The sequence below is a fragment of the Falsiroseomonas sp. genome, assembly GCF_041690465.1.
In the GTDB taxonomy this organism is placed as follows: domain Bacteria; phylum Pseudomonadota; class Alphaproteobacteria; order Acetobacterales; family Acetobacteraceae; genus Falsiroseomonas.
The window spans coordinates 154113-171894 of sequence record NZ_JAWLHG010000004.1; the positions used below are offsets into that span (position 1 = coordinate 154113).

General features: G+C 71.5%; 19 protein-coding genes. 9 read left to right on the plus strand and 10 right to left on the minus strand.

The window, feature by feature from the left end; genetic code table 11:
• Positions 1-136 precede the first annotated feature (136 nt).
• Genes ACESM1_RS06610 through ACESM1_RS06625 form a run of 4 tightly spaced genes read left to right on the plus strand, consistent with a single transcriptional unit; the run spans position 137 to position 4343 of the window.
• A complete protein-coding gene (locus tag ACESM1_RS06610) occupies positions 137-1321 on the plus strand; it encodes an ABC transporter ATP-binding protein (RefSeq protein WP_372618884.1) in 1185 nt (394 codons plus the stop codon).
• Positions 1318-2205, plus strand: a complete 888-nt coding sequence (locus tag ACESM1_RS06615) for a carbohydrate ABC transporter permease (RefSeq protein WP_372618886.1) — start codon at positions 1318-1320, stop codon at positions 2203-2205. The genes ACESM1_RS06610 and ACESM1_RS06615 overlap by 4 nt, the downstream gene beginning before the upstream one ends.
• Complete coding sequence (locus tag ACESM1_RS06620) at positions 2202-3032, plus strand: carbohydrate ABC transporter permease (protein WP_372618888.1); 831 nt, start codon at positions 2202-2204, stop codon at positions 3030-3032. The genes ACESM1_RS06615 and ACESM1_RS06620 overlap by 4 nt, the downstream gene beginning before the upstream one ends.
• A gap of 30 nt (positions 3033-3062) precedes the next feature.
• The gene (locus ACESM1_RS06625; protein ID WP_372618890.1) at positions 3063-4343 is read left to right on the plus strand and encodes an extracellular solute-binding protein; all 1281 of its coding nucleotides are present in this window, start codon (positions 3063-3065) and stop codon (positions 4341-4343) included.
• On the opposite strand, the gene ACESM1_RS06630 is transcribed toward ACESM1_RS06625, so the two are convergent.
• Both ACESM1_RS06630 and ACESM1_RS06635 read right to left on the minus strand, forming a co-directional pair.
• Positions 4344-5006, minus strand: a complete 663-nt coding sequence (locus tag ACESM1_RS06630; RefSeq protein WP_372618892.1) for a DNA-binding protein — start codon at positions 5004-5006, stop codon at positions 4344-4346.
• Positions 5007-5074: 68 nt separating this feature from the next.
• Positions 5075-6094, minus strand: coding sequence for an amino acid ABC transporter substrate-binding protein (locus tag ACESM1_RS06635; protein WP_372618894.1), 1020 nt, complete (start codon positions 6092-6094; stop codon positions 5075-5077).
• A gap of 320 nt (positions 6095-6414) precedes the next feature.
• Here ACESM1_RS06635 and ACESM1_RS06640 point away from each other — a divergent pair, with 320 nt between their 5' ends.
• Positions 6415-7386, plus strand: coding sequence for a calcium/sodium antiporter (locus ACESM1_RS06640; RefSeq protein ID WP_372618896.1), 972 nt, complete (start codon positions 6415-6417; stop codon positions 7384-7386).
• 3 nt (positions 7387-7389) lie between these two features.
• Here the strand turns inward: ACESM1_RS06640 and ACESM1_RS06645 are convergent, their stop codons facing one another.
• The 6 genes from ACESM1_RS06645 to ACESM1_RS06670 all read right to left on the minus strand — a co-directional run bounded on the left by ACESM1_RS06645 (position 7390) and on the right by ACESM1_RS06670 (position 12360).
• A complete protein-coding gene (locus ACESM1_RS06645; protein WP_372618898.1) occupies positions 7390-7740 on the minus strand; it encodes an arsenate reductase in 351 nt (116 codons plus the stop codon).
• A 32-nt stretch (positions 7741-7772) separates the two neighbouring features.
• On the minus strand, positions 7773-8333 hold the full coding sequence (locus ACESM1_RS06650; protein ID WP_372618900.1) for a DNA-3-methyladenine glycosylase I: 561 nt from the start codon (positions 8331-8333) through the stop codon (positions 7773-7775).
• 29 nt (positions 8334-8362) lie between these two features.
• Positions 8363-8767 (minus strand): hypothetical protein, encoded by a 405-nt coding sequence (locus ACESM1_RS06655; protein WP_372618902.1) that lies wholly within the window; start codon positions 8765-8767, stop codon positions 8363-8365.
• A gap of 30 nt (positions 8768-8797) precedes the next feature.
• Positions 8798-10408 (minus strand): glutamine-hydrolyzing GMP synthase, encoded by a 1611-nt coding sequence (gene guaA, locus ACESM1_RS06660; RefSeq protein ID WP_372618903.1) that lies wholly within the window; start codon positions 10406-10408, stop codon positions 8798-8800.
• A 69-nt stretch (positions 10409-10477) separates the two neighbouring features.
• Positions 10478-11056 carry a GNAT family N-acetyltransferase gene (locus ACESM1_RS06665; RefSeq protein WP_372618905.1) on the minus strand — a complete coding sequence of 193 codons (579 nt, stop codon included), beginning with the start codon at positions 11054-11056 and terminating at the stop codon, positions 10478-10480.
• Entirely contained in the window at positions 11053-12360 is a 1308-nt protein-coding gene (locus ACESM1_RS06670) for an RsmB/NOP family class I SAM-dependent RNA methyltransferase (RefSeq protein WP_372618907.1), read from the minus strand. Before ACESM1_RS06670 ends, ACESM1_RS06665 begins: the two co-directional genes overlap by 4 nt.
• Positions 12361-12589: 229 nt before the next feature.
• On the opposite strand from ACESM1_RS06670, the gene ACESM1_RS06675 reads away from it, so the two are divergent.
• The 3 genes from ACESM1_RS06675 to ACESM1_RS06685 all read left to right on the plus strand — a co-directional run bounded on the left by ACESM1_RS06675 (position 12590) and on the right by ACESM1_RS06685 (position 14937).
• Entirely contained in the window at positions 12590-13741 is a 1152-nt protein-coding gene (locus ACESM1_RS06675) for a calcium-binding protein (protein ID WP_372618909.1), read from the plus strand.
• Positions 13742-13807: 66 nt separating this feature from the next.
• Positions 13808-14545, plus strand: a complete 738-nt coding sequence (locus tag ACESM1_RS06680) for a DUF6065 family protein (RefSeq protein ID WP_372618911.1) — start codon at positions 13808-13810, stop codon at positions 14543-14545.
• A 92-nt stretch (positions 14546-14637) separates the two neighbouring features.
• On the plus strand, positions 14638-14937 hold the full coding sequence (locus ACESM1_RS06685; protein ID WP_372618913.1) for a hypothetical protein: 300 nt from the start codon (positions 14638-14640) through the stop codon (positions 14935-14937).
• Positions 14938-14978: 41 nt separating this feature from the next.
• Here the strand turns inward: ACESM1_RS06685 and ACESM1_RS06690 are convergent, their stop codons facing one another.
• Together ACESM1_RS06690 and ACESM1_RS06695 are read right to left on the minus strand one after the other, a co-directional pair.
• Positions 14979-15731 (minus strand): hypothetical protein, encoded by a 753-nt coding sequence (locus ACESM1_RS06690; protein WP_372618914.1) that lies wholly within the window; start codon positions 15729-15731, stop codon positions 14979-14981.
• Positions 15732-15734: 3 nt separating this feature from the next.
• Positions 15735-16280: an RNA polymerase sigma factor gene (locus tag ACESM1_RS06695; RefSeq protein ID WP_372618915.1), complete on the minus strand. Its 546-nt coding sequence runs from the start codon at positions 16278-16280 to the stop codon at positions 15735-15737.
• Positions 16281-16414: 134 nt separating this feature from the next.
• On the opposite strand from ACESM1_RS06695, the gene ACESM1_RS06700 reads away from it, so the two are divergent.
• Complete coding sequence (locus ACESM1_RS06700) at positions 16415-17740, plus strand: S8 family serine peptidase (protein ID WP_372618916.1); 1326 nt, start codon at positions 16415-16417, stop codon at positions 17738-17740.
• Positions 17741-17782: the final 42 nt, after the last annotated feature.

Here is a 17782-nt window from a genome sequence, read left to right on the forward strand (position 1 = left end):
GCTTGCTGGCCTTGGGCGAAGCCCTTTAGCTGGTCGAAGTTCTTGCACATTTCGTGGCGCAGCCATCATGCGCCCGCCCCGTGTCATCAAACGATCATTTGCTGCTAGGCTGGCGGAAACCGATTAGGGTCACGCCGTGGAGCCGCTCGCCGCCCGATCAACCGAACCGCCCCGCGGCAGCGCCGCCGGCCTGTCGCTGCGCGGGATCGCCAAGAGCTTCGGCAGGACCCGCGTGCTCGACGGCGTGGACCTCGAGATCCGGCCAGGCGAATTCCTCACGCTGGTCGGCCCCTCCGGCTGCGGCAAGTCCACGCTGCTGCGGGTGATCGCCGGGCTGGAGCCGCAGGACGCCGGCAGCGTGGTGATCGGCGGCCGCGCAGTGGACGAACTGCCGCCGCCCGAGCGCGACGTCGCGATGGTGTTCCAATCCTACGCGCTGTATCCGCACATGACCGTCGCGGCCAACATCGCCAGCCCGCTGGAGCTCCGCCGGCTCAGCCTCGCAGAGCGGCTGCCGCTGCTCCGCCTGCTGTCGCCGCGCCGCCGGCGCGTGATGCGGGAGATCATGGCGGAGGTGCGCGCGATGGCCGCTCAGCTGGAGCTGACCGGCCTGCTGGATCGCCGCCCGTCGCAGCTCTCGGGCGGGCAGCGCCAGCGCGTCGCGCTCGGCCGCGCGATGGTCCGCCGCCCGGCGGCCTTCCTGATGGACGAACCGCTCTCCAACCTCGATGCCAAGCTGCGCGTGCACATGCGCACCGAGCTCGCAGAGCTGCATGCGCGGCTCGGCGCCACCTTCGTCTATGTCACGCACGACCAGGTCGAGGCGATGACCATGTCCGACCGCGTGGCACTGATGGAGGCAGGAAAGATCCTGCAGCTCGGCTCGCCGGCGGAGCTCTACGACACGCCGGCCGATCTCACCGTCGCACGCTTCATCGGCAGCCCGCCGATCAACCTGCTCACCGCCACCGCAGCGCCGGATGGCTGCGTGCGGATCGCCGGGCTGGCGCTGCAGGCGCCCGCGGGTGGCGCGGTGACCGTCGGCATCAGGCCGGAGGCGCTGCGCATCGCGCGCGCCGAGGCGCCAGGGCTGCTCGCGGCGCGGCTCCGCCGGGCGGAAAATCTCGGCGCCGAATGGCTGCTGCACGCCGAGACCGCCGAGGGCACGCCGCTCGCCATCCGCCTCACCGCCGCGGAGCACGCCGCGGTCGCCCCGATCGGCGAGCGCCTGGCCCTGCGCGCGGAGCCGGCCGGGGTGCACGTGTTCGGCGCCGATGGCCGCCGCCTCGCGCTGCGCGCCACCGCGGAGCTGGCGGCATGAGGCGGACGCGCCAGACCTCGGAGGCGCGCGCAGGCGCCGGCTTCGCCCTGCCGGCCTTCCTGCTCATCCTGGTGCTGCTGCTGGCGCCGCTGGCGGCGCTGCTCGCGCTCTCGGTCACCGACTACCGGCTGGGCGCGCTCACGGTGCGACTCGTCGGACTCGACCATTACGCGGCGCTGTTCGGCGACGAGGTGTTCCAGCGATCGCTGCGCAACACCTTTCTCTACGTCGCCCTTGTGCTGCCGGGCGCGGTGTTCGGCGGGCTCGGCGTCGCGCTGCTGGTGCATGCGCGCACCCGCACGCGCGGCTTCTACGAAGTCGCCTATTTCCTGCCAGTGACGGCGACGCTGGTGGCGATGGCCACGGTCTGGCAGTTCATGCTGCACCCCTCGCTCGGCCCGGTCAGCGCCCTGCTGGCGTGGCTCGGCTTCGGCCAGGTGGATCTGCTGAACGATCCTTCCCTCGCACTCGGCACGCTGGCGCTGATCGGGCTGTGGCAGGTGATCGGCTTCAACATGGTGCTGTTCCTGGCCGGCCTTTCGGCCATCCCGCGCGAGCTCTACGAGGCCGCGGCGCTGGATGGCGCGCGCTTCGGGCCCGACCGGTTCCTGCGCGTCACCTGGCCGATGCTCGGCCCGACGACGATGTTCGTCACCATCACCAGCACCATCACCGCCTTCAAGGTGTTCGACACGGTGGTGGTGCTGACCCGCGGCGGGCCGCTCGGGAGCACGGAGACACTGCTCTACGTGCTCTACCTCGAGGGCTTCCAGTATTTCCGGACCGGCTATGCGGCAGCGATGACGGTGGTGCTACTGGTCTTCCTGGTGCTGCTCTCGATCCTGCAGGCGCGTGTCATCGAGCGGAAGGTGCATTACGCATGAGGCGCCGCCGCATCCTGCCGGCGCTGCTCTCCCACGCCGTGTTGGCCGCCGGCGCGGCGGTGATGCTGGCGCCCTTCCTGTGGATGCTGCTGACCTCCATCCGCCCGGCGGAGGAGGTGTTCGGCGCCGTCTTCAACCCGATACCGGGCCGCTTCGCCGCGCCCGAGAACTACGCCCGCGCGCTGACGGAGGGGAACCTGCCGCGCGCGATGCTGAACGGCGCGATCGTCTGCCTTGGCATCCTGGCGGTGCAGCTGCTGGTCGCCATCCCGGCGGCCTATGCGCTGGCGAAGCTGCGCTTCCGCGGCCGCGGCGTGCTGTTCGGGCTGGTGCTGTTCGGCCTCTGCGTGCCGATCCAGGTGCCGGCGCTCCCGCTCTACCTGGCGCTGGCCCAGACCGACCTGCTCGACAGCTACTTCGCGCTGATGGCGCCGTTCTTCCTGACGGTGTTCGGCATGTTCCTGTTCCGGCAGTTCTTTCGCGCCTATCCGGACGAGGTGCTGGATGCCGCGCGGCTCGACGGCATGGGCGAGTTCGAGATCGTGTGGCGGCTGGCGGCGCCGGCGGCGGTGCCGGCGATCGCGGCCTTCTCGGTGTTCTCGGTCGTCGCGCATTGGAACGACCTGTATTGGCCGCTGATCGTCGTCACCTCGAGCGAGCTGGCCACGCCACCGCTCGGCATCCTCGCCTTCCGCGACACCGAATCGGGAGGCAACTACGGCGCGCTGATGGCGGGTGCGGCGCTGGTGACCGCGCCGCTGATCCTCGCCTTCCTCGTCGCCCGACGCGCCTTCCTGCGCGGGATCACCATGACCGGCCTGCGCTGACGTCCAACCAGAAGAGAGGAGAAACACGCCATGTTCACCCGTCGCACCACCCTGCTGGCCGGCGCCGCCGTGCTGGCCGCGCCCGCCATCCCGCGCGCGCAGGCGCCCGTCACGCTCGACGTGCTGTTCGCCAACCCCTCCTTCGCGCGCTTCTTCAACCCGATTGCGGAAGCCTTCACCCGCGCCAACCCGGATGTGCGCATCGCCTTCCGCCAGCCGGCGCCGAGCTACGACGACCAGCACCAGGCGCTGCTGCGCGGCGCACTGACCAACCAGCTGCCGGACGTCACCTTCCCCGGCTTCAACCGCCTGCCGGAGCTCGCGCGCACGCTGGCGCCGCGCAACCAGATCCTGGACCTCGCACCGTTGATCGCCGAGGAAGGCGCGGCCTGGAAGGGCGAGAACTTCGCCGACCGGATGCTGGCGCTCGGCCAGGTGGATGGGAAGCAGTACGGCATGCCGTTCAACGCCTCCTCCCCCATCGCCTACTACAACCCCGAACTCGTCGCACGGGCGGGCGGCAACCCGGATGCCTTCCCGACCAGCTGGGATGCGGTGGTGGCGCTCGGCGGCCGCATCAAGGCGGCCGCACCGCAGGCGATGGGCGTTTCCTACTACATCAACTCCTTCGACAGCGACTGGCTGTGGCAGGCGCTGATCCAGCAGGGCGGCGGGCGGATGCTGAACGAGGCGGGCAATGCACCGGCCTTCGGCGATGCCGCCGGCCGTGCCGCCATCACGCTGGCCCGCCGCTTCGTCACGGAGAGCGGCATGGGGCTGATCGGCGCCGACCAGAACCGCCAGCAATTCGCCACCGGCGGCACCGGCATCATCTTCGACAGCCCGGCGCGGCTGAACGTGATCACCGGGCTGGTCGGCGGGCGCTTCCCGCTGCGCACGGCGCCCTACCCCATCACCGACCAGGCGCGCGGCGGCGTGCCCACCGGCGGCAATGCGGCGGTGATCCTCACCCGCGATGCCGCCAGGCGCGCGGCGGCCTGGCGCTATGTGAAGTTCTCGGCGGGGCCGGAAGCGCAGACGATCGCGGTGCAGATGACCGGCTACCTGCCGACCAACAAGCGCGCGACGGCGGAGCAGTTCCTCGGCAACTGGTACCGCGAAAATCCGAACGCGCAGGCCGCCGCCCGCCAGGCCGACCGCTCGCTGCCATGGGAGGACTACGGCGCCAACGGCCCGCGGATCCACCGCATGCAGCAGGAGGTGCTGACCGCCGTGATGCGCGGCGACATCGCGCCCGAGCCGGGCCTCGAGCGGATGGTGTCGCAGACCGCGCAGATGATGCGCGGCTGATCAGTCGAGCGCGAGGTAACGCGCGGCGACGCGCGCGGCGGCCTCCCCGGCCGTCGCGCAGCGCACAACGCCCGGCAGGTCCGGCGCCTCGGGCATGCCGAGCACCAGGCGGCCGTGACGCAGGCCGAAGGCCATCTCGCTGATCGTGCCGTAGCTCACCGGCTCGGCGCGGCCGCCGCAGGCGACGAGCGCGAAGCCCGCCGTCGCGATCACGGCATTGCGCGCCTCGCCGATGCCGGTGGCGATCGGCACCGAGACATGCGCGTTGGCCTCGCGCCAATCGTCGGAGGGCAGAATGCCGATCATCAGCCCGCCAGCCGCGGCGCAGCCCCGCGAGGCCGCCTCCATCGCGCCGCCGCGCCCACCGCAGATCAGCGGGAAGCCCAGTTCGGCCAGCGCGTAGGCCACCTGTTCGGCCGCGGCGAGAGCGGCCGGCGTGGGATCGCGCGGCCCGATGATGGCGGCCGGCAGCCGGCGCCCACCGCCTTCGCGCAGCAGCCAGCGCGCCGCCTCGAGGAGGGAGACACGCTCCGCCTGGCCGCCAGGCGGCGTCGCCGGCGACCAGGCGAGGGCGGCCGGATCGAAGCGCAATCCACCTTCGCGCCAGAGAGCGCCGGAGGCGACCAGCAGGTGACGGTCCATGGTGTCGGGGATAGCGCGCATGCGCAGCGGCGGGAAGCGCCGCTACGCAGCTCCGGGAGGGGCGCCGCCCCTCCCGGGTCAGCGCCCTGTCAGCGCATCGGCGGGGCGTATTGCAGCCCGCCGCGAGTCCAGAGGTTGTTGACGCCGCGCGGGAAGCCGATCGGCGTCAGGTTGCGCTCCCACACCTCGCCGTAATTGCCCACGGCGCGGACCACGCGCACCGCCCAGTCATTCTCCAGCCCCATCATGCGGCCGAGATCACCGCTGCGCCCCATGAAGCGGGCGACGTCCGGGTTGGTGCTGCTGGCGAAGCTGTCGATGTTCGCCTGCGTCATGCCGAGTTCCTCGGCCGTCACCAGCGCGAAATGCGTCCAGCGCACGATCTCGAAGAAGCGCCAGTCGCCCTTCCGCACCGCCGGGCCGAGGGGCTCCTTGGAGATGATCTCCGGCAGCAGCAGGTAGCGGTTGGCGTTCGGCCCCTGGCTGGCGGCGAAGGAGGCGAGCGAGGAGCTGTCGTTGGTGTAGACGTCGCAGCGGCGATTGATGAAGGCGCTGCGCACCTCCTCGACATTCTCGATCACCACCGGCGTGTAGCGGAGGTTGTTGGCGCGGAAATAGTCGGCCAGGTTCAGTTCGGTCGTGGTGCCGGGCTGCACGCAGACGGTGGCGCCATCGAGCTGGCGGGCCCCGGTGACGCCGCTGTCGCGATGCACCATGAAGCCCTGGCCGTCATAGACGTTCACGCCGGCGAAGGCCATGCCGAGCGAGGCCTCGCGACCCAGCGTCCAGGTGGTGGTCCGGACGATCAGGTCCACCTCGCCCGACTGCAGCATGGTGAAGCGCTGCTGGGTGGAGGAGGGCACGATCCGGATCTTGTTCGGATCGCCGAGGATCGCCGCCGCCACTGCACGGCAGTAGTCGACGTCGATGCCGCGCCAGACGCCCTGGCTGTCCGGCAGCGAGAAGCCGACCGTCGAGGGCGAGACCGTGCACAGCAGCTGGCCACGAGCACGGATGGCGGCGACGGTGTCGGCCGCCGGCTGCGCCCATGCGGGCAGCGCGGCCAGGAGCGCCGCGCCAAGCGCGAGCGCGGTACGAACAAGTCTCATGAAGGCCTCTCCCTGGTGGTCCTGGACGGGCGGCACAACGGCACGCCACGCAACGACTTATTCCGTGCTGCTCGCGCCCCCGACAAGTGACAGGGGCGTAATTTTTTCACCCTGCGCGCCAGACCTGGCCGCGATTGGTGGGAGGCGGCCTGGATTTGCAATGACATGGCCGTCACCTTGCAGCCCGGCCGCCCTGCGCCAATCTGCCGCAGCACCGGCCGCGCGGCCGGGCGCCCGAGCAGCAGGAGACCGCCGCACCCATGCCCCGAGCCCCGGACCGTCGGCAACCGCCCCTGCGGCAGCACTGAGCAGCGCCCGCGATGGAAGATGCGCTGCCGATTCTGGGTGGCTTGGTGCTGCTGGTGCTGGGCGGGGACCTGCTGGTGCGCGGCGCGGTGCGCTTCGCCGAGCGCATGGGGGTGTCGCCGCTGCTGATCGGGCTCACCCTGGTCGGCTTCGGTACGTCGTTGCCGGAATTGATGACCAGCCTGCAGGCGGCGCTGGCGGGTTCGCCGGGAATCGCGGTGGGCAATGCGGTCGGCTCGAACATCGCCAATATCCTGCTGATCGTCGGCGTCTCGGCGCTGATGGCTCCCGTCGCGGTCGGCTCGGCTGCGCTGCGGCGGGATGGCGTGGTGATGGTCGGCGCGGCGGTGCTGTTCCTGCTGGCGGCCTGGACGCTCGGGCTGAACCGCCTGGTGGGCGCCGCCTTCCTCGCCGGCATTGTCGCCTACCTGATTTATGCCTGGCGGCAGGAGAGCCTCGGCACCGAAGGCCATACCGCCGCCTTCGAGAAGGCGGAGGCCGTCGAGGGCGTGCGCAAGGGACTGCACAGCGCCACGGGCGGCCTGGCGCTGCCGCTCGGCCTGGCACTTGCCGGGCTGGTGCTGGTGGTGCTCGGCGCACGCTTCCTGGTGGATGGCTCGGTCGGCCTGGCGCGCACGCTCGGCGTTTCGGAGACGGTGATCGGGTTGACCATCGTCGCGGTCGGCACCTCGGCGCCGGAACTGGTCACCTCGGTGGTGGCGGCGACGAAGCGGCAGTCGGATGTCGCGCTGGGCAACGTGCTGGGATCGAACATCTACAACCTGCTGGGCATCCTCGGGCTGACCGCCCTGGTCGTGCCGGTCACCGTGCCGGTGGAGATCCAGCGCTTCGACGGGCCGGTGATGCTGGCGGTTTCGGTCCTGCTTTTCGTCTTCGCCTGGACCGGCCTGCGGATCGGCCGGCGCGAGGGCGCCGTGTTGCTGGCGGGGTATGCGACGTATCTATGGTGGCTCTGGCCGGCCTGAGCGCTACAGCGCCTTCGCCCAGACCTCCGGTGCGAAGCCGACCAGCAGTTGGCCATCGGCCTCCAGCACCGGGCGGCGGATCATCGAGGGCTGCGCCAGCATCAGCGCGACGGCCCGCGACCCGTCCAGATCCGCTTTCTCGGCGTCCGGCAGCTTGCGGAAGGTGGTGCCGGCACGGTTGAGCAGGGCCTCCCAGCCCAGTCGCGCGGCCCAGCCCTCCAGTGTGGCGCAGTCGATCCCTTCGCGCTTGTAGTCGTGGAAGCGATAGGCGGCGCCACGCGCGTCCAGCCAGGCAAGGGCCTTCTTCATGGTGTCGCAGTTGCGTATGCCGTGGATCGTCACCGAGCGCGCCATGCGCCGTCTCCCCCTTTGCAGCGGCCGGCCGCTCAGACGGCGGCGCGCCGGAAACAGCCGTCACCATGGTCGTTGACGATCCCGACCGCCTGCATCCAGGCGTAGGTGATCGTCGGCCCGACGAACTTGAAGCCGCGCCGCTTCAGCTCCTTGGAGATCGCCTGCGACAGCGGCGTCTCGCTCGCCTTGCCATCGCCGCGGATTGGCTCGCCGTCGGTGAAGGACCAGCAGAAGGCGGAAAAATCCTCGCCGCGCGCCTGCATGGCGTTGAAGATGCGTGCGCCGGCGATGGTCGCCTCGATCTTGGCGCGCGAGCGCACGATGCCGGGGTCGGCGAGCAGGCGCACGATGTCGGCATCGGTGAAGGCGGCGACCTTCATCGGATCGAAGCCCGCGAAGGCGGCGCGGAAGGCCTCCCGCTTGCGCAGGATGACCTGCCAGGAGAGGCCGGCCTGGAAGCCTTCCAGCATCAGCGTCTCCCAGAGCATGCGCCCGTCGCGCACCGGCACGCCCCATTCGGTGTCGTGGTAGTGCGCCATCAACGGGTCGGAATTGGCCCAGGCGCAGCGCTGTCGCTCCTCGGTGCTGGCCATGTGATCTTCCCTCCCGGACCCGACGATCTTCATGTCGGGTGCAGCAATCCGTCGGTCTCGATGATATGCAGCGCCTCGTCGAGCGTGACCGCCGCATGAAGGCGCCACCATTGCCCGCTATGGCGATGCCACATCACGTCGAACCTCTGCCTGGACAGCTCCTGGGGCAGGTGATCGAGACGCGCGAAGGCGTGGTCGAACTCTTCGCCGCGATTGTCGTCGAAGCCCGAGCGGTAGCGCGTGATGAAGCTGTAGCGGTGGCCCCGCCAGCGGCCCGTGAGCGCGATCGGGTAATTGAACGCGGTCGGCTGCACGACAGGCAGGAAGCGCGGCGTCAGCTCCTCCGCGATGAACCTCTCGCAGCGCGCGGCGATGGCCGCCTTCTCGATGGCGGAGAGATTCCGGCTCCTCGTCCAGGCGCGTGACCCAGGCATGTCCCCCAACCAGAGTTGTCAGGCCAGAGCCTACTCCCACTCGATCGTCCCTGGCGGCTTCGAGGTGATGTCGTAGGTCACGCGGTTGATCCCGCGCACCTCGTTGACGATGCGGTTCGCGACGCGTGCCAGGAACTCCATGCTGAAGGGATAGACATCCGCCGTCATGCCATCCGTGCTGGTCACCGCGCGCAGCGCGCAGGCCTGGTCGTAGGTGCGGCCATCGCCCATCACGCCCACCGTGCGCACCGGCAGCAGCACCGCGAAGGCCTGCCAGATCGCGTCGTACAGCCCGGCGTTGCGGATCTCCTCGAGGAAGATGGTGTCCACCCTGCGCAGCAGGTCGGCCTTCTCGCGCGTCACCTCGCCGGGGATGCGGATCGCCAGGCCGGGCCCCGGGAAGGGATGACGGCCGACGATCGCCTCGGGGATGCCGAGCTCGCGGCCGAGCTCTCGCACCTCGTCCTTGAACAATTCGCGCAGCGGCTCGACCAGCTTCATGCGCATGGTCTCGGGCAGGCCGCCGACGTTGTGGTGCGACTTGATGGTGACGCTCGGACCGCCGGTGGCGCTCACGCTCTCGATCACATCCGGGTACAGCGTGCCCTGCGCCAGGAAATCGGCACCGCCGAGCTTGTTCTGCTCCTCCTCGAACACCTCGATGAACAGGCGCCCGATGGTCTTGCGCTTCACCTCCGGGTCGGTGACGCCGCTGAGCTGGCCGAGGAAAAGATCCGACGCATCGCGATGGACCAGCTTGATGTTGAAGCGGTCGCGGAAAGTGGCGACGACCTGCTCGCTCTCGCCGGCGCGCATCAGGCCGTGGTCCACATAGATGCAGGTGAGCTGGTCGCCGATCGCCTCATGCAGCAGCACCGCCGCGACCGAGGAATCGACGCCTCCGGAAAGGCCGCAGACCACACGCCCCGTGCCGACCTGGGCGCGGATCTTCTCGACCATCTCTGCGCGGAAGGCACCCATGGTCCAGTCGCCCTGCAGCCCGCAGACGAGATGCGTGAAGTTCCGCAGCAGCTGCGCGCCATGCGGCGTGTGCACCACCTCCGGATGGAACATGGTGCCGTAGTAGTGGCGGGCATCGTCGGCGATCAGCGCGAAGGGTGCGCCCTCGCTGCTCGCAACCACGCGGAAGCCGGGCGGCAGCTCGGTGATGCGGTCGCCATGGCTCATCCACACCTGCTCGCGCGCGCCCTTGGCCCAGACGCCCTGGGTGATGGCGCAGTCGCCCGTCACGTCCACGAAGGCGCGGCCGAACTCGCGCGCATGCCCGCCCTCCACTGCGCCGCCGAGCTGGTGCGCCAGCGTCTGCTGGCCATAGCAGATGCCGAGGATCGGCAGGCCGGAGGCGAAGACGTAGTCCGGTGCGCGCGGGCTCTCGCCCTCCGTCACGCTGGCCGGGCCGCCGGAGAGGATGATGCCCTTCGGGTCGAAGGCGCGGATGCGGGCCTCCGGCGCGGCGTTGTAGGGCCAGATCTCGCAATAGACGCCGCTCTCGCGCAGTCGCCGCGCGATGAGCTGCGTCACCTGGCTGCCGAAATCGAGGATCAGCACGCGCTCGTGCCGGGTTGCGCCCAGCGCAGGATCTGGGTCGGCGGGCGCGGTGGAGTCGGGGGGGAGCGTCATGGCGGGCTATGACCACAACCCCGGCCCGGCGGCAAGCGGGAAGCGCCGCGCCCGGAGACCGGGCGTGCCCTACCCTTCCTTCACCGGGGCGGTCGCCGAGAGCAGGATGTCGATCGGGTCCCAGACCAGGGCCGTCTGCAGCACCGGATGGCCGGCGACCAGCACGCTGTCGGTCATCGCCGGCCGGCCGCCCAGGTGTCGGTAGAAATAGCGCGCGGGGTTGTCGGCCAGCACCCAGACCAGGGCGGATCTGCAGCCGATCACGCGCAGATGCGCCGCCATCGCGCGCATCAGCCGCCGCCCGACGGCGCGCTCGCGGAAATCGTCCAGCACGTAGAGCGTTTCGACCTCGCCATCCGCCAGGCCGCGGCGGCGGGCGCGGCCGCCGGAGGCGAAGCCGATCACCGCCGCTTCCGGCCCGGCCTTGTCGGCCGGCAGGTCGGCCCCGCCCGCGGTCGCGACAAACACAGCATGGCCGTCGCGCCGGTCGAGGATCGCGCGGTGGTAGAACGCCGCGAGCCGCGCCTCCGAGAGATTCGCCAGATAGGCGTCGTCGAGGATGCCAGCATAGGCGCTGCGCCAGGCTGCCACATGCACCGCGGCGATCCCCGGCGCGTCGTCCGGCCGGGCGCGGCGGACGGCGATCATGGCCGGCGCTCCAGCACCGCCGCGAAGAAGCCATCGGTGCCGTGGCCGGCCGGCGAGAGGGCGAGGTACGGCCCCTCCCCCGGCGCCGGAACCCCCGGGCAAAGCTCCGCCCACAGCGCCAGGACGGGGCGCACGACGAAATCAGGGTGGCGCCCGAGGAAGCGCTCGATCTGCATCTCGTCCTCCTCCGGAAGGAGCGAGCAGGTAGCGTAGATCAGCCTGCCGCCCGAACGCACGAGGTCTGATGCGTCATCCAGTATGACGGATTGTTTCGCCGAAAGCTCGGCCAGGTCCCGCGCGGTGGTGCGCAGCCGCGCATCCGGGTTGCGCCGCCAGGTGCCGCTGCCGGTGCAGGGCGCATCCACAAGAACGCGATCGAAGCTCCGGCCGCGGCGCTTGCGCCATTTGTCGCCGGGGACGAGACGATGCCGCTCAACATTGTCCACGCCGGCACGCCGCAGCCGCCGCCCCGCCCCTTCCAGCCGCGTGGCGGAGACATCGCAGGCGACGATATGGCCACGGTTTCCCATCGTGGCCGCAAGCGCCAGCGTCTTGCCCGCAGCACCCGCGCAATAATCGGCCACGCGCATGCCCGGTTGCGCATCGGTGACCAGGGCGATGAGCTGGCTCCCCTCGTCCTGCACCTCGACCAGACCTTCCTTGAAGGCGGCGGTCGCGGAGATCGGGCGGCGGTCCGTGACCCGCAGCCCCCAAGGGGAGAAGGGCATCGGCTCGGCCGGGATCCCCTCGCCGGCCAGCGCCAGCCGTGCCGATTCCCGCGTCGTGCGCAGCAGGTTGGCGCGCAGGTCGAGCGGTGCGGCGGCTTCCATCGCCGCAGCCTCGGCGGCGAGTTGCTCGCCGAACCGGGCGCGCAGGCCGGGAAGCGCCCAGTCGGGCAGGTTGAGGCGCACGCCCTCCGGCATCTCCGCGTGCAGCAGCGGTGTGCCGGCCAGGCGCCGGACCAGTTCCACCTCGCCGGGCTCCAGCGGCGCCGGGGCGAAGCGGTCGCCGGTGAAATGGCCCGCGATCTTCTGGGGTGGCCAGCCCTCGACCAGCAGCAGTTGCGCGGCCAGCACGAGGCGCGGGGTGGGCTGTGCACCGATCCGCGCCAGATGCCAGTCCAGCCGGATCCGCTGGCGGACGGCGCCCCAGGCCAGTTCCGAGACCGCGCGGCGATCGCCGCTGCCGATGAAGCGCCGCGCGCGGAAATAGTCGTTGGCGATGGCGTCAGCCGGCCTGCGAGGCTCGGCATCCAGCGCCGCGAGAAGCTCGATCGCCGCCTGGATGCGGCCGGCGGGGGTCATGCGGAAAGCGCGCCCCGCGGATCGGCAAAGCTGGCATGGGCATCGAAAACCACCACCGCGGCGCGGCGGGCCGGACCGCTCATCGGGGGCTGGCGTCCTTCCTGATCGACCCATGCTTGCCCCGGCGGCGGCCGAGGGCAAGGCCCAAGAAGCGGGCGGGGAATAAGTACCTGGACGCCTCGTTGTGGGGCTGACCGGGCGAACCGGCGCAACCCCGCGGAGACAACCCATGCCACCCTTCCCGACCGATGCCGACGACACCATCCTCGGCACCAACTTCGCCGACCTGATCGACGGCCTTGACGGCAACGACCAGCTCGAAGGCTTCGGCGGCAATGACCGCCTGTTCGGCAGCAAGGGCTTCGACACGCTCTACGGCGATGACGGCGCCGATACGCTGGACGGCGGAGAGGACGATGACCGCGTCTTCGGCGGCGCGGACAGTGATCGCCTGTTCGGCGGCGACGGCAACGACCTGGTCGAGGGCGAGGACGGCAACGACCGGGTGCTCGGCGGCGCAGGCTTCGACACGCTGTTCGGCGGCCTCGGCAACGACACCATGGATGGCGGCGAGGAGCGTGACGAGCTGTTCGGCGGCGACGGCGCCGACAGCATGCAGGGCGGCAGCGGCGAAGACCTGATGTTCGGCGGCCTCGACGCGGACACGCTGCGCGGCGGCGACGACGCCGACCTGGTGGAGGGCGGCGACGGCGACGACCGGCTGTTCGGCGACAACGGCGCCGACGAGATGTATGGCGGCCTCGGCAACGACACCATGAACGGCGGCGCCGACGGCGACACGATGTTCGGCGGCGACGGCAATGACAGCGTGCTGGCCGGCGAGGGCGACGACTTCGTCGGTGGCGGCTTCGGTGACGACACCGTCAATGGCGGCAACGGCACGGACCTGCTCTTCGGCGATGCCGGCAACGACCTGCTGACCGGCGGCGAGGGCGATGACGACCTGCGCGGCGGCGATGGCGCCGACCGTCTGCAGGGCGGGGCCGGCACCGACTGGCTGCGCGGTGGCGACGGCATCGACCGGCTGACCGGTGGCGGCGACAAGGACCATTTCGTGTTCGGCAACGTCGCGGCGCATCGCGACATCGCCACCGATTTCGAGGCGGGCAACGACAAGATCGCGATCGAGGCGCAGCTGTTCGGCGGCGGGCTGTTCGCCGGCAACGCGCTGCTCGACGTGCAGCTGGTGGTGAACGCGAACCCGGGTGCGCTGGTCGCCGGCCTCGGCACCTTCCTGTTCGACACCGACACCGGCGTGCTGCGCTGGGACGCGGATGGGCGCGGCGGCGCAGGGGCGGTGACGATCGCGACGCTCCAGGGCGTCGGCAGCATCACCACCGGCGACTTCGAGATCTTCTGAGGCAAGCGCAGGGCGCGGGCGCTTCGGCGTCCGCGCCCCTGGCGCGTACGGGGACAGGAGACACTCATGCTGATCCGACCGAACGAGACCACCGCCGTCGAAGCGTCCGAAGGGCCGCCGGTCATCGAATTCCTGTGCCGCGCCGAGGATGAGGGCGTGATCGCCCCGCCGGTCCTGGCGAAGGCCATGCTGCCCGACTGGTTCCGCCGCCTGCCCGCGGTGGATCCCGCGCATCTCTCGGCGACCAACAACGGGCTGACCGCGAAGCGCTGCATGCCGTTCTTCGATGCGCTCGCCACCGGCTGGATCCTGCCGCTGGCAGCCACCGTGCGGCTGCAGATCAGCGAGGGCGGGCAGAGCGTGCAGGCAGGCTGGGAGTTCGACCGGGTGATGGTGAGCAACCATTCGCCGCCGCAGGTCGCCGGCCATCCGGCACAGCCGCGGCCGCCGGTGAAGTTCCACAACCACTGGACCACCCGCACCGCGCCCGGCTGGTCCTGCCTGTTCCTGCCGCCGCTGAACCGGCCGAACCCGGTGTTCGAATGCGTCGCCGGCATCGTGGACACCGACAGCTACGCCTCGCCGGTGCACCTGCCCTTCTTCGCGACCGGCGCAGACGGCGTGCATGTGATCGAGCGCGGCACGCCGCTGGTGCAGGTCATTCCGTTCCGCCGCGAGGATGCGGCGCTGCCGGGCGTGGTGCGCGCCGAGACGGGCGCCGAAGCGGCGACGCGCGAGCGGATCCTCCGTCAGACGCTGGCCTCCGACGGGTGGTACAGGCGCGAGGCGCGCGCCGCCCGATAGCGCGGGGCGGCAACGGAATAGCCGCCGCGTCCCGCCGTTGTCCTGTTGCCGGGGCCATTCCCGGCGACAGAGACCCCGGAAGGGAAAACACCATGATCCGCAAGACCGCGCCGTTCGCCGCCATCGCCACCGGCATCGCGCTGCTCGCCACCCCTGCCGACGCCCGCATCGCCGGCCCCGCGGCGCCGGTGGCGGAGGCGCCGGCGGCAAAGGGGCTGCTGCACTTCGCCAGCAACTCCAGCTCCAACAGCTCGTCGAACTCGTCCTCGAACAGCAGCTCGACCAGCTCCTCGAACAGCTCTTCGAACTCGAGCTCGAACAGCTCGTCCAACAGCTCCTCGAACTCGAGCTCCAACTCCTCGTCCAACAGTAGCTCGAACAGCAGCCGCTGATGCGGCACCGCGGCCGGCCGCCTGCGGCCGGCCGCACCCCATCAGTGCCAGCCGCGGCCGATCAGCGCTGCCTCGGTCTCGGCATCCATCGGCGCCGCCGCACCGAGCCGCTCCAGCGCCGCCGCGATCACCGGATGATCCGCCGAGGCGCCGCGCAGCGCATCGCCCTCCTGCAAGGCGACACTCGCCCTGAGCGCCCAGCCGCCGGCCTCACGGCAGGCCAGGCCGATCAATGCGCCCTGCGGCGAGGCGAGCCGGAAGTCACGGCAGACGCCACCATCCACCGCATGCGAGGCCAGCGGCTGCACCGCGATCCCGCCGGCGATGCGCCGCGTGCCGGACGGCACGCTCTCCAGCGCGGCCGCCACCTGCGCGCGGGCGCCGGCCAGCGGATCGCGCAGCGCCGCCTCCTCACCCGCGCCCCCGCGCCCGAGCAGATAGCCCAGCGGCGCCGCCAGCAGCGCGGCGACCGAAGCGGCGAGCGCCAGCGGGACCAGACCCGCGCGTGGCCGGCGCTGCGGCAGCGGCACCACCTGCGCGGTCGCCGGCACCTCGCCCCGCGCGGCTCTGTCGGCGGCCAGCACCGCGGCCAGCAGCTTGTCCGGCACCGGCAGGTCGGCGACCGGGGCAAAGGCATCGGCAGCCGCACGCCGCGTGCGCTCGAACACCGCATAGCGCGCCGCGAGCGCCGGCTCGGCGGCAATGCGCGCATGGAGCGACGCGGCCTGCTCCGCCTCGATTTCGCCATCTGCCAGTCGCATCAGCATCTCGTCGCTCGGCTCCTCCGCCGTCATCGCCTAGTCACCCCCTTCGCCGCCCAGCTTCGCGCCGGCCAACCCCAGCGCAGCGCCGAGGCTCTGCCGCGCGCGGAACAGCCGGCTCATCACCGTGCCGGGCGGCACAGCCAGCATCTCCGCGGCCTCCGCGTAGGAGAGGCCCTCCACGCACACCGCGACCAGCACCGCGCGCTGGTCCTCCGACAGGGCGTCCATCGCCGCCCATACCCGCTCCAGCGTGAGGCTGGCCTCCGTCACGCGGCGGCCATCCTCCCCGATCAAGGCAGCGAGCGCGTCCGGCTCGCTGGTCGTCGGGCCGGCGCGGCCACGCGCGCGGCGCTGGTCGATCCAGATGTTCTGCATGATGCGGAACATCCAGGAATCGAGGCGCGTGCCGGGCGTGAAGCGCTCCGGCGCGCGCAGCGCCCGCTCGCAGGCGCCCTGCACAAGTTCGTCCGCCGCGTCGAGCGAGCCCGTCAGACCGGCGCCGAACCGACGCAGCCGCGGCAGCAGGGCGACGAGTTGCCGGGCGAAGTCGCTCGGCGAATCTCTGTCTCGTTCCCCCATCAGCAGCCTGTAGACATATCGTCACAGCCTCGTGCTTATTCCGCCGGATCGGTATTGAACCATATGAGCGAAGTTCGCCGTCGCGCCTACTGCCCCGGCGTGCCTGCTCTGATCACCTGCCCAAGGAGCCTGTCGTGACGCGGCCACAGGGTCGTATGCGCCGATTGCTGCGTCATGCCTTGCCGGCGATGTGCGCCGGCCTGCTGCTGGCCGCCGTGCCGGCGATGGCCGATGATGACGACGACGGGCCAGGTGGCAGCGCGGCCGGCGGCGAGGGCTCTGACCTGCGCGGTCAGTTGCCGGCCGGCGCACCGAGCACCGGCAGCTTTATCGGCGATCTGCGAGGGCTGCTCGGCAGCATCGCGCCGGGCATTGCCGTGCCGGCTCCCGCGCCCGCGGAGGCGCCGGCGTCACGACCTGCCGCCCCGGCGCCACGGCCACCGCAGCGCGCCGCGACCGTGCCGAACGAGATCACCGCCATCGGCCTCGACCAGCTTCCGCGTTCGCGACTGCTCGCAGCCGGCTTCACCATCATCGAGGAAGTGCCGGCCGAAATCGTCCCGGGCAGCATCGCCCGCCTCGGCCTGCCGCGCGGCCTCACGGCGGCGGCGGCGCGGGATTTGGCACGCAGCCTCGCGCCCGCCGCGCGGTTCGACCTGACGCATCTCTATCGCCCCGGCGGAGACGCCGCGGTGCAGCCGGTGGTCGCCCTGGGCAACGCGGCATGCGCGGCGCGCCCGGTCGGCGTGGTGGATACCGGCGTGGATCCGGCACATCCCGCTCTGGCCGGCCGGCAGGTCGAGCAGGTCACGCGCCGCAGCGCGGGCCGGGCGGCGGCGGGGACGGCGCATGGCACCGCCGTCGCGGCGCTGCTCGCCTCGGCCATCGGTGCCGCGCCGATCCTGGTGGTGGATGCCTTCCACCGCCGCCCGGACGGCGATGCGGCGGATGCCTTCGACATCGCGGCGGCCCTGGCGCTACTCGCCACACGCGGCATCAAGGTGGTGAACCTCTCCTTCGCCGGGCCGGCCAACGAGGTGCTCGCCTTGGCGACCGAACGCGCCGCCGCACATGGCATGCTGCTGGCGGCGGCCGCCGGCAATGACGGGCCGCGCAGCCCGCCGCGCTATCCGGCCGCCTATCCCTGGGTGGTCGCGGTGACGGCGGTGGATGCGCAGGCGCGCCCGTTCATCCGCGCGGTGCGCGGCAGCCACCTGGCCTTCGCGGCGCGGGGCGTCGGGCTGGAAGCGCCGGGGCGCGGCGGCGCCAGCCTCAGCGGCACGTCTTACGCCGTCCCCTTCGTCACCGCCGCCTTCGCGCGCGCGATGACGACCGAGGACCGCGAGGCGGCGCTGCTGCGCCTTGCCGGCAGCGCCCAGGATCTCGGCCCGCCGGGGCGCGATGCGGTGTTCGGCTGGGGCCTGATCCGCCCCGAGTCCGGCTGCGCCGGCGGGGCCTAGACCGGAGTGGGCCCCCGGGGGGGCCGGGGCCCCCCCGGCGGC